At 56.1% G+C, this 15,470-nt stretch carries 15 protein-coding genes; 9 read left to right on the top strand and 6 right to left on the bottom strand.

Annotation, left to right across the window (positions count from 1 at the left end):
• The 3 genes from ASD8599_RS19230 to ASD8599_RS19220 form a co-directional block, all read right to left on the bottom strand.
• A partial coding sequence (locus ASD8599_RS19230) for a M20/M25/M40 family metallo-hydrolase (protein WP_219928877.1) occupies nucleotides 1-810 on the bottom strand: 810 nt, incomplete at its 3' end.
• A gap of 36 nt (nucleotides 811-846) precedes the next feature.
• Nucleotides 847-3,270, bottom strand: coding sequence for a GcvT family protein (locus ASD8599_RS19225; RefSeq protein WP_108830393.1), 2,424 nt, complete (start codon nucleotides 3,268-3,270; stop codon nucleotides 847-849).
• The gene (locus ASD8599_RS19220) at nucleotides 3,267-4,052 is read right to left on the bottom strand and encodes a maleate cis-trans isomerase family protein (protein ID WP_108830392.1); all 786 of its coding nucleotides are present in this window, start codon (nucleotides 4,050-4,052) and stop codon (nucleotides 3,267-3,269) included. The genes ASD8599_RS19225 and ASD8599_RS19220 overlap by 4 nt, the downstream gene beginning before the upstream one ends.
• Before the next feature lie 173 nt (nucleotides 4,053-4,225).
• Between ASD8599_RS19220 and ASD8599_RS19215 the strand changes: the two genes are divergently transcribed.
• From ASD8599_RS19215 to ASD8599_RS19195, 5 genes are all read left to right on the top strand, one after another.
• The gene (locus tag ASD8599_RS19215) at nucleotides 4,226-5,017 is read left to right on the top strand and encodes a GntR family transcriptional regulator (protein WP_108830391.1); all 792 of its coding nucleotides are present in this window, start codon (nucleotides 4,226-4,228) and stop codon (nucleotides 5,015-5,017) included.
• On the top strand, nucleotides 5,014-6,186 hold the full coding sequence (locus ASD8599_RS19210) for a M24 family metallopeptidase (RefSeq protein ID WP_108830390.1): 1,173 nt from the start codon (nucleotides 5,014-5,016) through the stop codon (nucleotides 6,184-6,186). The genes ASD8599_RS19215 and ASD8599_RS19210 overlap by 4 nt, the downstream gene beginning before the upstream one ends.
• A gap of 147 nt (nucleotides 6,187-6,333) precedes the next feature.
• Nucleotides 6,334-7,305, top strand: a complete 972-nt coding sequence (locus tag ASD8599_RS19205; protein WP_108830389.1) for a glycine betaine ABC transporter substrate-binding protein — start codon at nucleotides 6,334-6,336, stop codon at nucleotides 7,303-7,305.
• An 88-nt stretch (nucleotides 7,306-7,393) separates the two neighbouring features.
• Nucleotides 7,394-8,422 carry an ABC transporter permease gene (locus ASD8599_RS19200; RefSeq protein ID WP_108830388.1) on the top strand — a complete coding sequence of 343 codons (1,029 nt, stop codon included), beginning with the start codon at nucleotides 7,394-7,396 and terminating at the stop codon, nucleotides 8,420-8,422.
• A 12-nt stretch (nucleotides 8,423-8,434) separates the two neighbouring features.
• Nucleotides 8,435-9,493 (top strand): quaternary amine ABC transporter ATP-binding protein, encoded by a 1,059-nt coding sequence (locus ASD8599_RS19195; protein WP_108830387.1) that lies wholly within the window; start codon nucleotides 8,435-8,437, stop codon nucleotides 9,491-9,493.
• 59 nt (nucleotides 9,494-9,552) lie between these two features.
• Here ASD8599_RS19195 and ASD8599_RS19190 read toward each other — a convergent pair whose 3' ends face one another.
• From ASD8599_RS19190 to ASD8599_RS19180, 3 genes are all read right to left on the bottom strand, one after another.
• On the bottom strand, nucleotides 9,553-10,434 hold the full coding sequence (locus tag ASD8599_RS19190) for a sulfotransferase domain-containing protein (RefSeq protein WP_108830386.1): 882 nt from the start codon (nucleotides 10,432-10,434) through the stop codon (nucleotides 9,553-9,555).
• Between the two features lies 1 nt (nucleotide 10,435).
• Entirely contained in the window at nucleotides 10,436-11,272 is an 837-nt protein-coding gene (locus ASD8599_RS19185; protein WP_108830385.1) for a 3-oxoadipate:acetyl-CoA acetyltransferase, read from the bottom strand.
• A 63-nt stretch (nucleotides 11,273-11,335) separates the two neighbouring features.
• Nucleotides 11,336-11,950 (bottom strand): trimeric intracellular cation channel family protein, encoded by a 615-nt coding sequence (locus tag ASD8599_RS19180; protein WP_108830384.1) that lies wholly within the window; start codon nucleotides 11,948-11,950, stop codon nucleotides 11,336-11,338.
• A gap of 230 nt (nucleotides 11,951-12,180) precedes the next feature.
• Between ASD8599_RS19180 and pcaF the strand changes: the two genes are divergently transcribed.
• The 4 genes from pcaF to paaC are packed head-to-tail and all read left to right on the top strand — an operon-like array spanning nucleotide 12,181 to nucleotide 15,470.
• Nucleotides 12,181-13,383, top strand: a complete 1,203-nt coding sequence (pcaF, locus tag ASD8599_RS19175) for a 3-oxoadipyl-CoA thiolase (protein ID WP_108830383.1) — start codon at nucleotides 12,181-12,183, stop codon at nucleotides 13,381-13,383.
• Between the two features lie 22 nt (nucleotides 13,384-13,405).
• The gene (paaA, locus tag ASD8599_RS19170; protein WP_108830382.1) at nucleotides 13,406-14,383 is read left to right on the top strand and encodes a 1,2-phenylacetyl-CoA epoxidase subunit PaaA; all 978 of its coding nucleotides are present in this window, start codon (nucleotides 13,406-13,408) and stop codon (nucleotides 14,381-14,383) included.
• A complete protein-coding gene (paaB, locus tag ASD8599_RS19165) occupies nucleotides 14,380-14,709 on the top strand; it encodes a 1,2-phenylacetyl-CoA epoxidase subunit PaaB (protein ID WP_108830381.1) in 330 nt (109 codons plus the stop codon). The genes paaA and paaB overlap by 4 nt, the downstream gene beginning before the upstream one ends.
• Nucleotides 14,709-15,470 carry a 1,2-phenylacetyl-CoA epoxidase subunit PaaC gene (paaC, locus tag ASD8599_RS19160; protein WP_108830380.1) on the top strand — a complete coding sequence of 254 codons (762 nt, stop codon included), beginning with the start codon at nucleotides 14,709-14,711 and terminating at the stop codon, nucleotides 15,468-15,470. The genes paaB and paaC overlap by 1 nt, the downstream gene beginning before the upstream one ends.

Here is a 15,470-nt window from a genome sequence, read left to right as displayed (position 1 = left end):
GTCCTGAGCCAGATTGCGGATTTCAAACAGGAATTCTGCATGATCCGGTACAATGTTCAGGGCGGTGCCGCCCACAACTGTTCCCACATGAACCGTGCTATATGGCACATCATAGTCGTCATCTCGTGTGCCGGACTGGCTGAGGTCTGCCTGCATGTCACGCAGGAAGCCAATCATATCACAGGCCATGTGGATCGCGTTCAAACCCGTTGGTGCAAGCGCTGAATGGGCCGCGACGCCGGTGGCTTGGACCTTGGCTGCTGTCTTGCCTTTGTGACCGGTCGCAACCCGCATTGATGTGGGTTCGCCAACAATACAAAGCTGCGGCACAAACGGTGCTGCGGCCAGCATATCAATCAAGGACCGCACACCAACACAGCCGATTTCTTCATCGTAGGACAGGGCAAGGTGCAAGGGCGTGCGCAGATCAAGCGTTGCCGCCTTAAGCGCACAAACCAAGCTTGAGGCAACAAACCCTTTCATGTCGCAGGTCCCGCGCCCGAACAATTTGCCGTCCCGTTCCGTCATTTCAAAAGGCGGTACGGTCCAGTTCTGGCCAGTAACGGGGACGACATCCGTGTGCCCCGACAATAAAACACCGGGGCGATCTTGCGGGCCGATGGTTGCGTAAAGATTGGCTTTTTTACCGGTCGCGTCCCGCAAGATGGTGGTTTTTGCACCAACCGTTTGCAACAGATCGGCGCAGAACGTGATCAGGTCGATGTTGGGGTCCGCGCTGACGGTTGGGTAAGCAATCAACTTACCCAGCAGCGTTTGCGTGTTCCAGTTCCCGGTCTCCATGTCGTTCATCTTTATACCATCCGCCTTTGGTTTCGCGGCTTACGCTTAGGACAGTGGTTTGGAAAAGGGTTTCAGCTGCACTGTAGCGGCAATCGCTTTCCCTTCGACAACAACTTCGTAAGCGCCGCTCGCGACTGAAGCACGATCCGCCGCATCAATAAAGCAGGTTCCGATTGCGGCGCCCTGCGCATAGGCATAGGCGCCGCTTGCTAAGTACCCGACGACAGCGCCGTCTTTCAAAACCGGCTCGTTGTGATGAAGAAGGGGTGTAGGGTCGTGCAACTTCACATGGCATAAAAACGGGCCCTTACCGTCGGCCTTGCGGCGCACAAACGCATCGCATCCGACAAACGGCACCGCCTTGTTTGGCTTGCAGATGAACCCCAAACCAACTTGATGCGGGGCTTCGGTGTAAGACATGTCATGACCCCAATGCAAAAACCCTTTTTCGACCCGCAGCGCATTTAGGGCTTCACCACCCACCAGCCGCAGCCCAAGCGGGACGCCGGCCTCCCACAAGACCTCAAACACATGTTCGGCAAAATCGGGGGTGATGAAAATCTCCCAGCCCATTTCGCCGGTGTAGGACAGCCGCTGTGCGAAGACAGGGGCGTGGCCGATGTGGAACTTTTGAAGGCTGTTGAAAGGGAAACTGTCGTTTGACAGGTCGACGTCGCAGACAGCGGCCAGCACGTCGCGGGCTTTGGGCCCTGCAACCGACAGCACCGCATGGTCTGTGGTGGCATCACGCAGCCGCACATCTTCATCCGCGGCAACATGGGCGCGCAAATGGTCTGCATCACGGCGGGTGTGCGAGATCGAGGACATCACCATAAAGCTGTCTGCCCCATGGCGCGCCACGGTCACGTCGCTTTCGATGCCGCCACGTTCGTTCAACATCAGTGTGTAGACCACGCGACCAACAGGCACGTCGATGTCGTTGGTGCAAACGCGTTGCAGGAAGGTCAGCGCATCCGCCCCCTCGACCATCAGTTTGCCCAGCATGGAATAGTCAATCATCGCCACATCTTCGCGGGCGGCCTTTTGTTCGGCTTGGGCGTGGTCGAACCAGCTTGGGCGATGGAAGGAGTAATCGTATTCCGACGCGACACCCTCGGGTGCAAACCAGCCGGGACGTTCCCAGCCCTGGGCCTCGGCATAGACAGCGCCTTTGGTTTTCATCGGGTGGTAGAATGGCGTGCGCCGCAAGCCACGGGCCGTGGTCCTTTGGCGACCGGGCCAATGCATCGCATAGGTCAGTACCAGCGTCTCGGGGCAGCGTTCTTGTAGGTAAGGATCACGGGCTTGCCAGTCTTCGATGCGGGCGGGGTCCATTTCGGCCAGATCCAGTGTCGGGTGACCCGCCATGATCCAGTCGGCCAGCGCTTTGCCCGCGCCGGGGCCGGATTGAATGCCCGTTGAATTCACACCTGCCAAGACGTAATAGCCTTTTAGATCAGGGGCTTCCCCCAAGGTGAACCGCCCATCGTGGGAGTAGCTTTCGGGCCCGTTAAAAAACGTTCGGATGCCCGTTTCCTGAAGGATTGGCACGCGGTTCATGCTCAGGTCCAATACCTCCATCACGTCGTCTTCGATGAAAGGCAGGCTGTCAAATTCAAAGCTTTCGGGGATGCCGCTTTTGGCCCAGGCTTTGGCATGGAAATGTGCGAAACCGAACAGCAATTTGCCCGCATCTTCCTTCCAGTAGGTGCCATCGCAATAGGATCGCAGGACTGGTAGATCGCTGGGCAAATCAGGGATCGGTTCTGTCACAAGATAGTAGTGTTCGCAGGCATGAAGCGGCACCCCTACCCCATTTTTCTGGCCCAATTCACGCGCCCACATGCCGCCGCAGTTCACCACAACATCGGCTGTGATCGTGCCTTCGTTTGTGCGCACGCCGGTGACTTTGCCCGCGTCTGTCAGCACCTCTTCGACCTTGATGCGTTCGCGGATCGTGGCGCCGTGCATGCGTGCACCTTTGGCCAAGGCTTGGGTCAGGTCAATCGGGTTTGCGGACCCGTCCGAGGGCATGTGAATGCCGCCCAATACACCATCGGCATTCATCAAAGGCCAGCGTTCGGCGATGGCGTCGGTTGGCATATAATGCGCTTCTATCCCAAAGAGCGACGCGAAATCCGCTTTGCGTTTCAATTCGGCCAAGCGTTCTTCGTTCACTGCAATCGAAATGGATCCTGATTGCCGAAAGCCGGGGTTCTGGCCTGTTTCGGCTTCGATTTCTTGCAACAATTCAACACCGTAGCTGGCAAACGCCGTTGTTGCGTGACTGCCTTGCAATTGACCAACGAGCCCTGCCGCGTGCCATGTTGTGCCGCTGGTCAGGGCTTTGCGTTCCAACAAAATGACGTCTTTCCAACCGGCTTTCGCCAGATGATACGCCACAGAACAGCCATGTATACCGCCGCCGATGATGACAACTTGTGCGTGACTGGGAAGGGATTGGGTCATGGGGCGTCCTGTTCGGAAAGAGGTCGGGAAAATAGGCGGCCTGCCTGTGGGACGGGATCGGTCAATCCCGCAAGGCGTATCATGTGCCAAGCCAAGGCCTGATTGCTTGAAATGACCGGTTTGCCGATGGTCTTTTCGGCCTGTTCAATGACCTGCAAGGCGCGCAGGCTTGTGCAAGACACAAAGACACCGTCGCATTCGTCACGCGCCCCGATGTGTGTGACTGCTTGCAGGATGCTGTCAGGACTGATCCTTGCCACGGTGAAATCGTCGGATTCCTGAAAAGTTGCAACAGCGGTTGTTTCAAACCCTGCAGCCTGCAGGTTGGCTTGCATTTCGACGGTCACATCAACCGGATAGGGCGTCACCAAACCTATTTTCTTCAACCCCAATGCTGCAAGCGCTGCTTTACACGCGGTGATAGGATTGGTGGTTGTCACATCCGGATGCACGTCCCTGATCATGGCCGCGACACGGTCTTCGCCGATCATCGTGGCCCCTGACGTACAGGCATACCCCATTACATCAAACCCGAACCGGGGCGGCAACAGACCCGCTGTTTGCGGCAGATCAATCGCCATTTGGCGCAGCGTATCCGGGGACACGTCCATCGCATTCGGGATGCGGGCGGCATACAGGGCAACATCCTGAAGTGTGCTAAAAAGCCGGGCAAATTCATGTTCGATGGTTTGATCTGTTTGCAACACGATCAATCCCAGACGTGCGCGCGCCCCAAGCCCCTGATCGGTTTCGAACATCAGCGTTTCGATTTGGTTGCTCATAGTCCGCTGCCACCCTTCATCATCATTTGGTATATACCAGTTTCCAGCGCCAATTTAACTGCACTGAAGTTGCTTGTGTCAATCGCAAAAAAGGCGCAAAAAAGGGGGTTGATTGATTTGGTATATACCAAATAACTTTGGTCGAAGTGAGCGATTCGAGGACAGACGATTTGATGGATGGACAAGGCAACACAGGCCGTAAAGGTGATCCATCACCGCGTCCTCGCTTTCTCCAGATCGCTGATGACATCCGTGTCCAGATCGCGGATGGCGCGTTGAAAGAACACAATATTCTTCCATCCGAACGCAGCGTGTCCCAAACGTATGGCGTAAGCCGCATGACAGGGCGCCGTGCACTGGAAGCGCTTGAAAGCGAAGGCCTTGTTTACAGTTCGGACCGGCGCGGGCGTTTCGTATCGCCCAAGAGACTGACATACAATGTCAGCAACATGGTCAGCTTTGTCGGCACTGCCCAGACCAACGACGTTGATCTGAAAATCGAAGTCACCGACACCGCCAAGACGACTGCCGACACCCAGTTAGCTGCTGCGTTGGAGCAACCGGTCGGCACCGAGATTTTACAGTATGTGCGCCTGTTTCGCACATGCGCACATCCGATATTTGTCGAAACGGAATATTTGCTGGCGGACAGGTTCCCCGATTTTCTGGATCACGATCTGGCGCAGTCCACGACCCAAATTCTGGCCAATCGCTACGGCACCTCGGCCAGCACTGGTGATATCGTGATCCGGATGCGCGGTGCAGGTGCGTCCGAGGCAGAATTGCTGAACATTGCGGCAAGTCATGCCGTTATAGAACTGGAACAAGTGATCCGAGACGGCGCGGGTGTACCCTTCTGCTTCGGACGTCAGGTGTGGCGCGGTGAGATGGCAGAATTTTCAGCCCATGCCATTGTGAATGGCCGGAATGACCGGACGCCTTCGCGCCAGGGGTACACCACATGAATGGCGCGGTGTCCGAACGGGGTTTTGCCCATTCTGAGTTTCGTGCACGTACCGAAAACGCGCAAGCGTTGATGGCCGCCGCCGGCATTGATGGTCTGCTGCTGATGAGCGAACAGGACGTGCGTTACTTCACGGGGTTCCACACGCTATTTTGGCAAAGCCCGACGCGGCCTTGGTTTGTGTTTGTCCCCGCCAACGGTCAGCCGGTTGCGGTTATCCCTGAAATTGGTGCTGAATTGATGGGGCGTTCGTGGCTTAAGGATATTCGGACATGGAGTGCGCCTGCGCCGGAGGACGACGGCATAAGCCTGCTGCACGACGTGCTTGCGCCTTTGTCGCAAACGGGTGCCAAACTTGGCGTTATGATGGGGCACGAGACCAAGCTGCAGATGCCTCTTGGGGATTGGCAAAACTTGATGGCCGGTCTGCCGGGGCTGAACATCGTTGATGTGACAGGGCTGGTTCAGGGGCTGCGCATGGTGAAGTCCGGCGCCGAGATTGAAAAACTGCGCCATATCTGCGGCATCGGGTCCGCGGCGTTTGCCCGTGTTCCCGAGATCATGTCGCTTGGTCAACCGCTTGAAGATGTGTTTCGCACCTTTCGGATTGCAGCGCTGCAGGCAGGGGCAGATGACGCCCCTTATGTTGTGGGTGCGGCCGCCCAGGGGGGCTATGCCGACGTGATTTCGCCACCAACGCAGCGCCCTTTGCAACATGGCGATGTGCTGATGCTGGACACAGGCTGCACATGGGATGGATATTTTTGCGATTTTGACCGCAACTGGGCCATCGGCACGGCAGATGATGCCGCAAAACGCGCTTATGATGTGCTGTGGCGTGCCACCCAGGCGGGCATAGATGCTGCCAAACCCGGCAACACATGCCGCGATTTGTTCATGGCGATGTCAAAGGTGATTGCAGAACTTGATGGCTCGGGCGGGGATATCGGACGGCTGGGCCACGGACTTGGCATGCAACTGACAGAACAGCCGTCTCATGCGGCTTTCGACAACACAGAATTGAAAGAAAACATGGTTCTGACGATTGAGCCGTCCTTGTCTTACGGTGACGGTTTGATGATGGTACATGAAGAAAATATTGTGGTGCGTGGTGGCGGGGCTGACCTGTTGAGCACACGTGCTGCACCCGAATTGCCGGTGATTGGATGATCTGCACCGCACCGCATACCCGGCTGGCACCGCGCCTGATCGGGAATTACCGTCCCTTGCGCATGTTGCGTGTGGGGCATCAACCATGCCGGACGCCCACCGCATGGCCTTAAATCAACAAGGGCAAACGATCTCAGGGAGATTAAAATGAAAAAAACCACACTTTTGAAAGGCGCAGCAGTTGCAGCGTTGATGACATCCGGTTCTGCCGCATATGCGGATTGCGGTGATGTTACGATCACTGAAATGAACTGGGCATCTTCTGCTGTTGTTACAGCCGTATCCGCGTTCCTGATGGAACAGGGTTTGGGCTGCAACGTGCAAAAAGTGCCGTCTTCCACCGTGACAGCCATCACATCCATCACCGAAACAGGTGAGCCTGACATTCTGACTGAAGTCTGGGCGAACTCCACTCCGGCATACCCGGGCCTGTTGGAAGAAGGTAAATTGGTTGAGCTTGCGGATGTTCTGTCCGATGGCGGCGTCGAAGCTTGGTGGATCCCTGCCTATCTTGCGGAATCCAACCCAGAGCTGACAACATGGGAAGGCATCATGGCCAACCCAGAGAAAGTCGGCGGCAAGTTCCACGATTGTCCGTCAGGCTGGGCGTGCGACATCATCAACAACAACAACCTGATCGCTTTGGACGCGGCCGGTGGCGGGCTTGAGCGCTTCCAGCACGGTTCCGGTGAAACACTGCAGACGTCGATCGCTGCGGCGTTTGAAGAAAAGGCACCATGGTTCGGCTACTACTGGGCGCCAACAGCCGTTTTGGGCAAATACCCGATGGTTGCCGTTAAAGTGGGCGATTTCGACGCCGACGCACACACGTGCAACGGCGACGTTGACTGCGCCAACCCATCTTTCTCGGCCTACCCTGCGTCCAAAGTTGTGACAGCAGTGGCAGGCGGTTTTTCAGAGCGTGAACCACAAGCAGCAGCTTTGATGGCAAACGTCAGCTTCACCAACGACCAGATGGGTGAAATTCTGGCATGGCGTTTGGACAACAACGCGTCCTATGACGAAGCGGCCGTGTACTTCCTGACAAACTACAAAGACGTTTGGGCGGCATGGTTGGACGAAGAAGCCACAGAAAACCTTTCTGCGCTTCTTAAGTAATCCAACGCTTTGATATCTGCCCCTCGTCTGACTGGACGGGGGGCATTTTGCCGGCCCGCATTTTGCCGGTCAGGGGACAAGGAACAACATGGCCTTTTATGATAAGATATTCAGCGCCTTAGGGCTCAGCGATTGGTGTGGCGAGGCCGGAGACGGTGCGCCCCTTTCGATGGCAGACCTTATGGCACAAGCGGGCGGAAAAGAGGCTTCCGGCCCTGTCTTCCCGTTTCCCTCACTTGATAACCTAAATGAGAGTTGCAGCAGCGTTATCCAGTCACGTGATGTGACAAAAGGCATCGAAGAAGGGTTTTTGGCGGCAAAGCCAGCGCTGAAAACCGTCCTTGACCCGATCACACAACCCCTCAGCTGGATGCTGGATGGCGCGCTTTGGTTGTTTGAGGCAACGCCGTGGTATGTGATGATTCCGATCCTTGTTGCCATCGCATGGTATGCAAGCCGGTCCAAACCGGTGACGATATTTGTATTTGTTTCGATCATGTTGCTTGGTCTGGTGGACCACTACGATGTTGCGATGCAGACGCTCTCTATCATCTTCGTCTGTACGACGATTTCGGTTTTGCTTGGCGTGCCCATCGGCATTGCCATGTCCAAATCTGACAGGTTGCAAAAAGGCACAGTGCCCATTCTGGATTTGCTGCAAACCTTGCCGACCTTTGTGTATCTCATTCCGCTGATTTTTCTGTTCTCGGTGACAGAATCCAAGCTTTACGGGATTGCGATCATTTTATACGCGATTGTGCCGGTGATCCGTTTGACCGATCTGGGTATTCGTCTGGTGGACCAGGATGTGATTGAAGCTGCGAACGCCTTCGGGATGAATTCCAGACAGAAACTGTTGCGTGTGCAATTGCCACTGGCGCTGCCCAACATCATGGCTGGCATCAACCAGACCATCATGATGAGCCTTGCCATGGTTGTGATTGCGTCCTTGGTATCGGCGCCGGGCCTTGGCGTGAACGTGCTACGGGGGATCCGCAACCTTGAACTGGGTGTCGGCATCGTCGCTGGTATTGGTATCGTTCTTTTGGCCGTGATCCTTGACCGTGTGTCCAAAGCCGCTCTCACGCGGGTCGATATGACCCACGTCAAACACTAAGGAACCGGTACGATGACAGAACCAATGGTTAGCCTTCGCGGGCTCTACAAAATATTCGGAGCCCGCGACAAGGATGTTTTGCATCATGTCGAGAACGGCATGGGCAAAGAAGAGCTTTTGGCCCAGCACAAACACGTGCTGGGGCTTAACAACATCAACGTCGACATGCAGGCAGGCGAAATCACCGTCGTGATGGGCTTGTCGGGGTCGGGCAAGTCAACGCTGATCCGCCACCTCAATCGGTTGATCGAACCCACTGCCGGCGAGATCATCGTGCAGGGTGAAGATGTGATGAAACTGTCCGAGGACGGTTTGCGCACAGCACGGCAGGAAAAGATGTCGATGGTGTTTCAGAAGTTTGCGCTTCTGCCTCACAAAACCGTGCTGAAAAATGCAGGGATGCCGTTGTCCGTGCGCGGTCACACCGAAGACGCTTGCGACAAGGAAGCGACAAAATGGCTGGAACGTGTTGGTCTTAAAGGCTTTGAAAACCACTATCCCGCACAATTGTCAGGTGGCATGCAACAACGTGTGGGCATCGCCCGCGCTTTGACCGCCAACACCGATATCATGCTAATGGACGAAGCTTTTTCAGCGCTTGATCCTTTGATCCGGACCGACATGCAAGACCTGCTGCTGGAGCTGCAAAAAGAGCTGCATAAAACCATCGTCTTTATCACACATGATTTGGACGAAGCGCTTAAGCTGGCTGATCATCTTGTGATCCTGAAAGACGGATACGTCGTTCAGCAGGGCGAACCCCAGCACATCCTGCTTGCGCCCAACGACCCCTACATCGAAGACTTTGTCAGCGACATTAACCGCGCGCGTGTGTTGCGCGTCCGGTCCATTATGAAACCGCTGGTAGGGGGCGAAGTGCCAGAAAACGCGCATGGTGATGTGGATGCCAATGACACGCTCGAAAGCATGATTGCGCGGTCTGGCGGGGACACCTCGCATGCGTATCTTGTCAAAGAAGACGGTGAAACTGTCGGTACATTGGACATGACAGAACTGGTGCGCGCACTGGTGCCGCGTGTTGCGTCCCATGATGGTGAACGGCAGTACTAAACCAAAAGTGCGCCGCATCTTTCGTTTGGAAGATGCGGCGCACACCCAAACCCAAACTCTTAACTACGACCTGTTTCAAGGTAAGTGACATCATTCGGGGCCAATAGGGTTTCGATCCGTTGCGTATAACGCGCCATTTGATGCGCATCCAAAACCCCGTCCCATTTACGGCCTTGGCCACTGTTGAAAAAGGCGTTGGGGTCTTTGTAAAGCCCGCCCTTGGCGCCGGGCGCCGTCTTTAGCGCATTGGCTTTCATGCTTTTGAATGTCGCCTTTTCCACCAATGCACTGAAAAGGGTTTCGGGCTGCACAATGTCCAGTGCTTTCGCAATTTGTCGCATCTGCCCCGACAGATCCTGTGACAGCGAAGCGTAATGAAAGAGGTGCACATTTGGCAGCTTTGCCCGCGCACGCGCCGTTTCACAGTGATGTGTGATCAGTTCAAGGCTAGGCTGATCCAACCCTTCGTTTTCGATGCTGTTGGCGAGAAAAGCGTCAAAGTTGGCGGCTCTGTCATGCGTGTGCAGGTGGTTGATATGGTCAATTTTCATGTTTTGCACATGATGCCACATCGAAAAATGCACATCCAGCGGGTGGCGGTGACACGCCAGATAGGTGCAATCCTCAAAGTACGGGATACCGTCCAGCGGAGTGTGGGATTTGATAAAGCGCCGATGTGTTTGGGTGGCCAGCATTTCAAGGCGGGCATCTACAGTTTTTGAGCTCAGCGAAAACTCGATCCATGGTGAAATCTCGGGGTATGAAACGTCTGCGTCAGGATCGCCAAAGATCAGCAACCCACAGATATTTTGCATCCATGTCGTCCCACTTTTGGGGGGCACACAGATAAAGACATCTCCGGGGCGGTGTTCAAACCGGTCCCAGTTGCTGGTATCGGTAAAAACACCTTTGTAGGGGCGCGTGCCTGTGGGCTTTGACATTTTAGGCCGTGACTTTCCGCAACCCCAGAATATCGCGGGCTTGTTGCCATGTGGCGACGGGGCGTTCGTATTTTTCACACAAGTCCACGGCACGTGTCACCAATGCCGCATTTGACGGGGCCAGCATGTCGCGGTCCAAGCGTATGTTGTCTTCCAGTCCGGCACGTGTGTGCCCGCCTTTGGAAATAGACCATTCATTGACAGTAAGCTGGGCCTGTCCGATGCCTGCGGCGCACCATTGGGCATCGGGTGCAAGACGCTTTAGGGTTTCGATGTAGAAGTCGAAAATAGGCTCATCTGCTGGCATTGCGTTCTTCACGCCCATCACGAATTGCACATAAAGCGGGCCTTTCAATCGCCCATCAGCAGCCATGCGTGTGGCTTGAACGATATGGCTTAGATCAAAGGCTTCGATTTCGGGTTTTACGTCGTGGGTGATCATTTCGGATGCCAGCCAATCGACCAGATCAGGGCTGTTCTCATAGACGCGTGTTGGAAAATTGTTTGATCCCACCGACAAAGACGCCATGTCCGGCGACAATGGCAACATGCCCCCACGGTCGCGTCCCGTGCCGGACCGCCCACCCGTCGAAAGCTGGACGATCATGCCGGGACAATGGGCTTCGATCCCTTCCTTCAATGCCGCAAAGCGGTCGGGATCAGATGTGGGTGTGCCGTTGTCGTCCCGCACATGGCAGTGGGCAATACTTGCCCCTGCCTCGAATGCCTCATGTGTGCTTTCGATTTGTTCTGCGACCGTGATCGGCACCGCCGGGTTGTCGGCTTTTGAGGGCACGGATCCGGTGATTGCGACGCAAATAATGCAGGGATTGGACATGCTTGGCTTCCTTTCGCGGTCAGGGTGTAGTGTAGCGAACGCACTGCCGTCTGCCCAGACCTGTCACTTCGGAGGATGCGGCAAATGCCATCCAAAGCGCACGCTTGCCAGTCGTAACCCAACTGCAAAAATGACAGCGCCCACGGCCGCGATGCTGTCTTGCACCCCAAACCACAGACATCCTGCATAAGCGGCTGCCCCCGCAAGAGCTGCAAGTGCATAGATATCTTCGTGAAGAACACGCGGCACTTCTGTCGCCATAATGTCCCTTAGCACGCCCCCGCCGACAGCCGAAATCACGCCCAAAAGAACGGCCCCAGGTGCATCAAGCCCATAAAGCAGGGCTTTGCGGCAGCCAGCGACGGCAAAGATGCCAAGCCCGATGGCATCCAAAAGCATAACGGGGCGGTTCAACCGTTCGATCAGTGGTTTGAAGAAAAACACGCACACCCCCGCAAGGCTTGCGATGGCCAAAGGCCAGACAGTGCGCAGGGCATCGGGTGGCGTGGACCCCAATAACAGGTCGCGCACCATGCCGCCGGCGACCCCTGTTGCGACAGCCAGAACCAGTATGCCGAAAATATCGAAACGTCGTCTCATGGCGACCATTGCGCCGCTTAGGCCAAACACGAAAGTGCCCACTGCATCAAGTAGGATAAAAAGCAGTGCAACTGTCATATGTCGGGTCTCTGGTTGGGACGGATGTGCGGTGGCTGCAGCATCCACTGCCGCTTGGTACCATCAAAAGTATTGCTGTGTGAACGGTTTCAATAGGGAATTCTGATGGCTCCGCCAAAAGCGTTACTCAAAAGTCTACCATTTAACTTTTCAGTAACTTTTAGTTGATCGAATCCATCCGTCTGATTATAGATAAAAGGGGAATGACCAATCTAAGGGTGGAATGACGCATGGAAGCTTTGATTTGTGACGGTGTCAGAACACCGATCGGCCGCTACGGCGGGGCACTTTCGTCTGTGCGCACCGATGATCTGGCGTCCCTTCCGATCGCAGCTTTGATGGAACGCAACGCCGATGTGGACTGGGCGCGCGTGGATGATGTGATTTTCGGCTCTGCCAATCAGGCTGGCGAGGACAACCGGAATGTGGCCCGTATGGCCGCTTTGCTTGCCGGTCTGCCCGAAGACGTGCCCGGGACGACGATTAACCGCCTGTGTGCCAGTGGCATGGATGCCGTGGGCTTTGCTGCGCGCGGGATCAAGGCCGGCGACTATGACCTGACCATCGCAGGCGGCGTCGAAAGCATGAGCCGCGCGCCTTTTGTAATGCCCAAAGCCACCAGCGCTTTTACCCGCGCCAACACCGTTTATGACACGACCATCGGCTGGCGTTTCATCAATCCCAAGATGCAAGCGCAGTACGGTGTCGATTCCATGCCCCAAACAGCGGATAATGTTGCCGCCGATTACGGCGTGAACCGCGCGGATCAGGACGCGATGGCCGCACGGTCCCAAGCCAACTGGGCTGCAGCCCACAAAGCGGGCTGTTTCGCGGATGAAATCTGCACGGTGAACATCCCGCAGCGCAAAGGTGATGCGGTTGTCTTCGACACGGATGAGCACCCCCGCCCAGGAACAGATGCTGCAAAACTGGCAAAACTGAAGGGTGTGAATGGCCCTGATCTTAGCGTTACAGCTGGCAATGCAAGCGGTGTGAACGACGGGGCCGCGGCCTTGTTGATTGCGTCAGAAGCGGCAGCAACGCAGCACGGGTTGACCCCGATGGCGCGCATCGTCGGCATGTCCTCTGCCGGGGTGGCACCGCGGGTGATGGGGATCGGTCCGGTCCCTGCCAGCCAAAAGGTGCTGGACCGTGCCGGTCTGTCTATCGACCAGATGGACATCATCGAACTGAACGAAGCTTTTGCGGCCCAGGGTCTCGCCACGTTGCGTGAACTTGGTGTGGCTGACGACGACCCGCGGGTGAACCCGCAAGGGGGCGCCATTGCAATCGGTCATCCGCTTGGCATGTCGGGCGCACGTCTGGTTCTGACGGCGGCGCACCAGTTGAAACGCAGCGGTGGCCGCTATGCCCTATGCACGATGTGCGTGGGTGTAGGCCAAGGCGCCGCCATGATTATCGAACGAATTTAAGGTCCTGACAGGAGACGCTCAAATGTATGCACAGATGGTAAAATCCGAAGCGACGCTTGAAGATCCCGAAAAGCTGGCGGCCTTTCAGGCGCGCATTGATGCGGGGGAAAAGATCGAACCCAAAGACTGGATGCCCGCAGGCTACCGCAAAACGCTGATCCGTCAGATGGGGCAGCACGCGCATTCCGAGATCGTGGGCCAGCTGCCCGAAGGCAACTGGATCACCCGTGCGCCGACACTGGAACGCAAAGCCATCCTGTTGGCCAAGGTGCAGGACGAAGCGGGCCACGGTTTGTATTTGTACTGTGGCGCAGAAACACTTGGCGTGACACGCGACGAGATGACGGAAATGCTGCTGGACGGGCGCATGAAATATTCGTCCATTTTTAACTACCCCACGCTGACATGGGCCGACATGGGCGCTGTGGGTTGGCTTGTGGACGGGGCCGCCATCATGAACCAGGTGCCGCTGCAACGCACGTCTTACGGCCCCTATGCCCGTGCGATGGTGCGCATCTGCAAAGAGGAATCGTTTCACCAGCGCCAAGGCTACGACATCATGATGAAGATGGCCAAAGGCACGCCTGCACAAAAGAAAATGGCGCAGGATGCGTTGAACCGCTTGTGGTTTCCATCGCTGATGATGTTTGGCCCGTCAGATGCTGAAAGCACCCATTCCGAACAGTCGATGGCGTGGAAAATCAAGATGAACACCAACGACGAGCTGCGCCAAAAATTCGTCGACCAGACTGTGCCACAGGCGGAATATCTTGGGCTGACGGTGCCGGATGAAACGCTTGCGTGGAACGAAGACAAAGGCGGTTATGATTTCGCCGAACCCGACTGGAACGAATTTTTTGATGTGCTGCGTGGCAACGGCCCGTGCAACACAGAACGCTTGGCTGCACGCAACAAGGCGTGGGACGACGGCAAATGGGTGCGGGACGGTATGCTGGCCCATGCCGAAAAACGCCGTATCGGAAAGGTGGCTGCGGAATGACAACCTCAAATTCCGAAACTTCTGTATCACAAGATACACCCAAGCGGGCCGAATGGCCTTTGTGGGAAGTGTTCATTCGCGGCCAACACGGCATGAGCCACAGGCATGTGGGCAGCTTGCACGCGCCCGACGAAGAAATGGCGATGAAAAACGCCCGCGACGTTTACACCCGCCGCAATGAAGGCGTCAGCATTTGGGTTGTCGAGGCCCGCCATATTGCCGCGTCTTCGCCGTCGGACAAAGGCCCGATGTACGAACCCTCGGAAGCGAAAGTGTACCGTCATCCGACGTTTTTCGACATTCCCGACGAAGTGGGGGCGATGTAATGACGGACCGTGCCGCCTATTTTGAATTTTTGTGCCGGATGGGGGACAACACATTGGTGTTGGGTCACCGCGTCAGCGAATGGTGCGGGCACGCGCCCATTCTGGAAGAAGACATTGCGCTGGCGAACACGGCCCTTGATCTGATCGGTCAAACACAAATGTGGCTTGGCCTGGCCGGCGAAGTGGAAGGCGAAAACCGCAGTGCCGACGATCTGGCAATGCTGCGCGATGCGTGGGATTTTCGCAATTGTTTGCTGACGGAACAACCCAACGGTGATTTCGGCCAGACGATGATGCGCCAGTTCCTGTTTGATGTATGGCACTTGGCAATACTGCGTGGGCTGGAACAGTCCTCAGAGCCGCGTGTGGCCGAAATTGCGGCCAAAGCTGTCAAAGAAGTGCAATACCATGTGGAACGCTCTGGTGATACGGTGATCAGCTTGGGCGATGGCACTTTGGAAAGCCACCGACGCATGCAGGATGCTCTAAATCTGCTTTGGCCCTATGTGGGCGAGATGTTTGTGCCCGATGCTGTTGATGCGGCTATGGCTGAGGCTGGTATCGCCCCTGAGCTGACCAGTTTGAGGGCTGCGTTTGACGCGCATATGGGGGATGTGATGGCGCAGGCGACGCTGACCATTCCCGACAGCGATTTTGCGCACAAAGGTGGCAAATCAGGGCGTCAGCACAGTGAGCATCTGGGGCATATTCTGACGCAGATGCAATGGCTGCAACGCGCCTATCCCGGAGCCAACTGGTAA

The organism is Ascidiaceihabitans donghaensis (genome assembly GCF_900302465.1).
In the GTDB taxonomy this organism is placed as follows: Bacteria; Pseudomonadota; Alphaproteobacteria; order Rhodobacterales; family Rhodobacteraceae; genus Ascidiaceihabitans; species Ascidiaceihabitans donghaensis.
The sequence above is the reverse complement of the archived record's forward strand: the minus strand, read 5'-3'. Positions and strand labels throughout refer to the sequence as shown.

Coding starts and splice junctions, on each gene's coding strand:
- ASD8599_RS19225 (WP_108830393.1), bottom strand. CDS start 3,270: ATGACCCAATCCCTTCCCAGTCACGCACAAGTTGTCATCATCGGCGGC.
- paaB (WP_108830381.1), top strand. CDS start 14,380: ATGACAACCTCAAATTCCGAAACTTCTGTATCACAAGATACACCCAAG.
- ASD8599_RS19195 (WP_108830387.1), top strand. CDS start 8,435: ATGACAGAACCAATGGTTAGCCTTCGCGGGCTCTACAAAATATTCGGA.
- ASD8599_RS19210 (WP_108830390.1), top strand. CDS start 5,014: ATGAATGGCGCGGTGTCCGAACGGGGTTTTGCCCATTCTGAGTTTCGT.
- ASD8599_RS19215 (WP_108830391.1), top strand. CDS start 4,226: ATGGATGGACAAGGCAACACAGGCCGTAAAGGTGATCCATCACCGCGT.
- pcaF (WP_108830383.1), top strand. CDS start 12,181: ATGGAAGCTTTGATTTGTGACGGTGTCAGAACACCGATCGGCCGCTAC.
- ASD8599_RS19220 (WP_108830392.1), bottom strand. CDS start 4,052: ATGAGCAACCAAATCGAAACGCTGATGTTCGAAACCGATCAGGGGCTT.
- ASD8599_RS19180 (WP_108830384.1), bottom strand. CDS start 11,950: ATGACAGTTGCACTGCTTTTTATCCTACTTGATGCAGTGGGCACTTTC.
- paaA (WP_108830382.1), top strand. CDS start 13,406: ATGTATGCACAGATGGTAAAATCCGAAGCGACGCTTGAAGATCCCGAA.
- paaC (WP_108830380.1), top strand. CDS start 14,709: ATGACGGACCGTGCCGCCTATTTTGAATTTTTGTGCCGGATGGGGGAC.
- ASD8599_RS19185 (WP_108830385.1), bottom strand. CDS start 11,272: ATGTCCAATCCCTGCATTATTTGCGTCGCAATCACCGGATCCGTGCCC.
- ASD8599_RS19205 (WP_108830389.1), top strand. CDS start 6,334: ATGAAAAAAACCACACTTTTGAAAGGCGCAGCAGTTGCAGCGTTGATG.
- ASD8599_RS19200 (WP_108830388.1), top strand. CDS start 7,394: ATGGCCTTTTATGATAAGATATTCAGCGCCTTAGGGCTCAGCGATTGG.
- ASD8599_RS19190 (WP_108830386.1), bottom strand. CDS start 10,434: ATGTCAAAGCCCACAGGCACGCGCCCCTACAAAGGTGTTTTTACCGAT.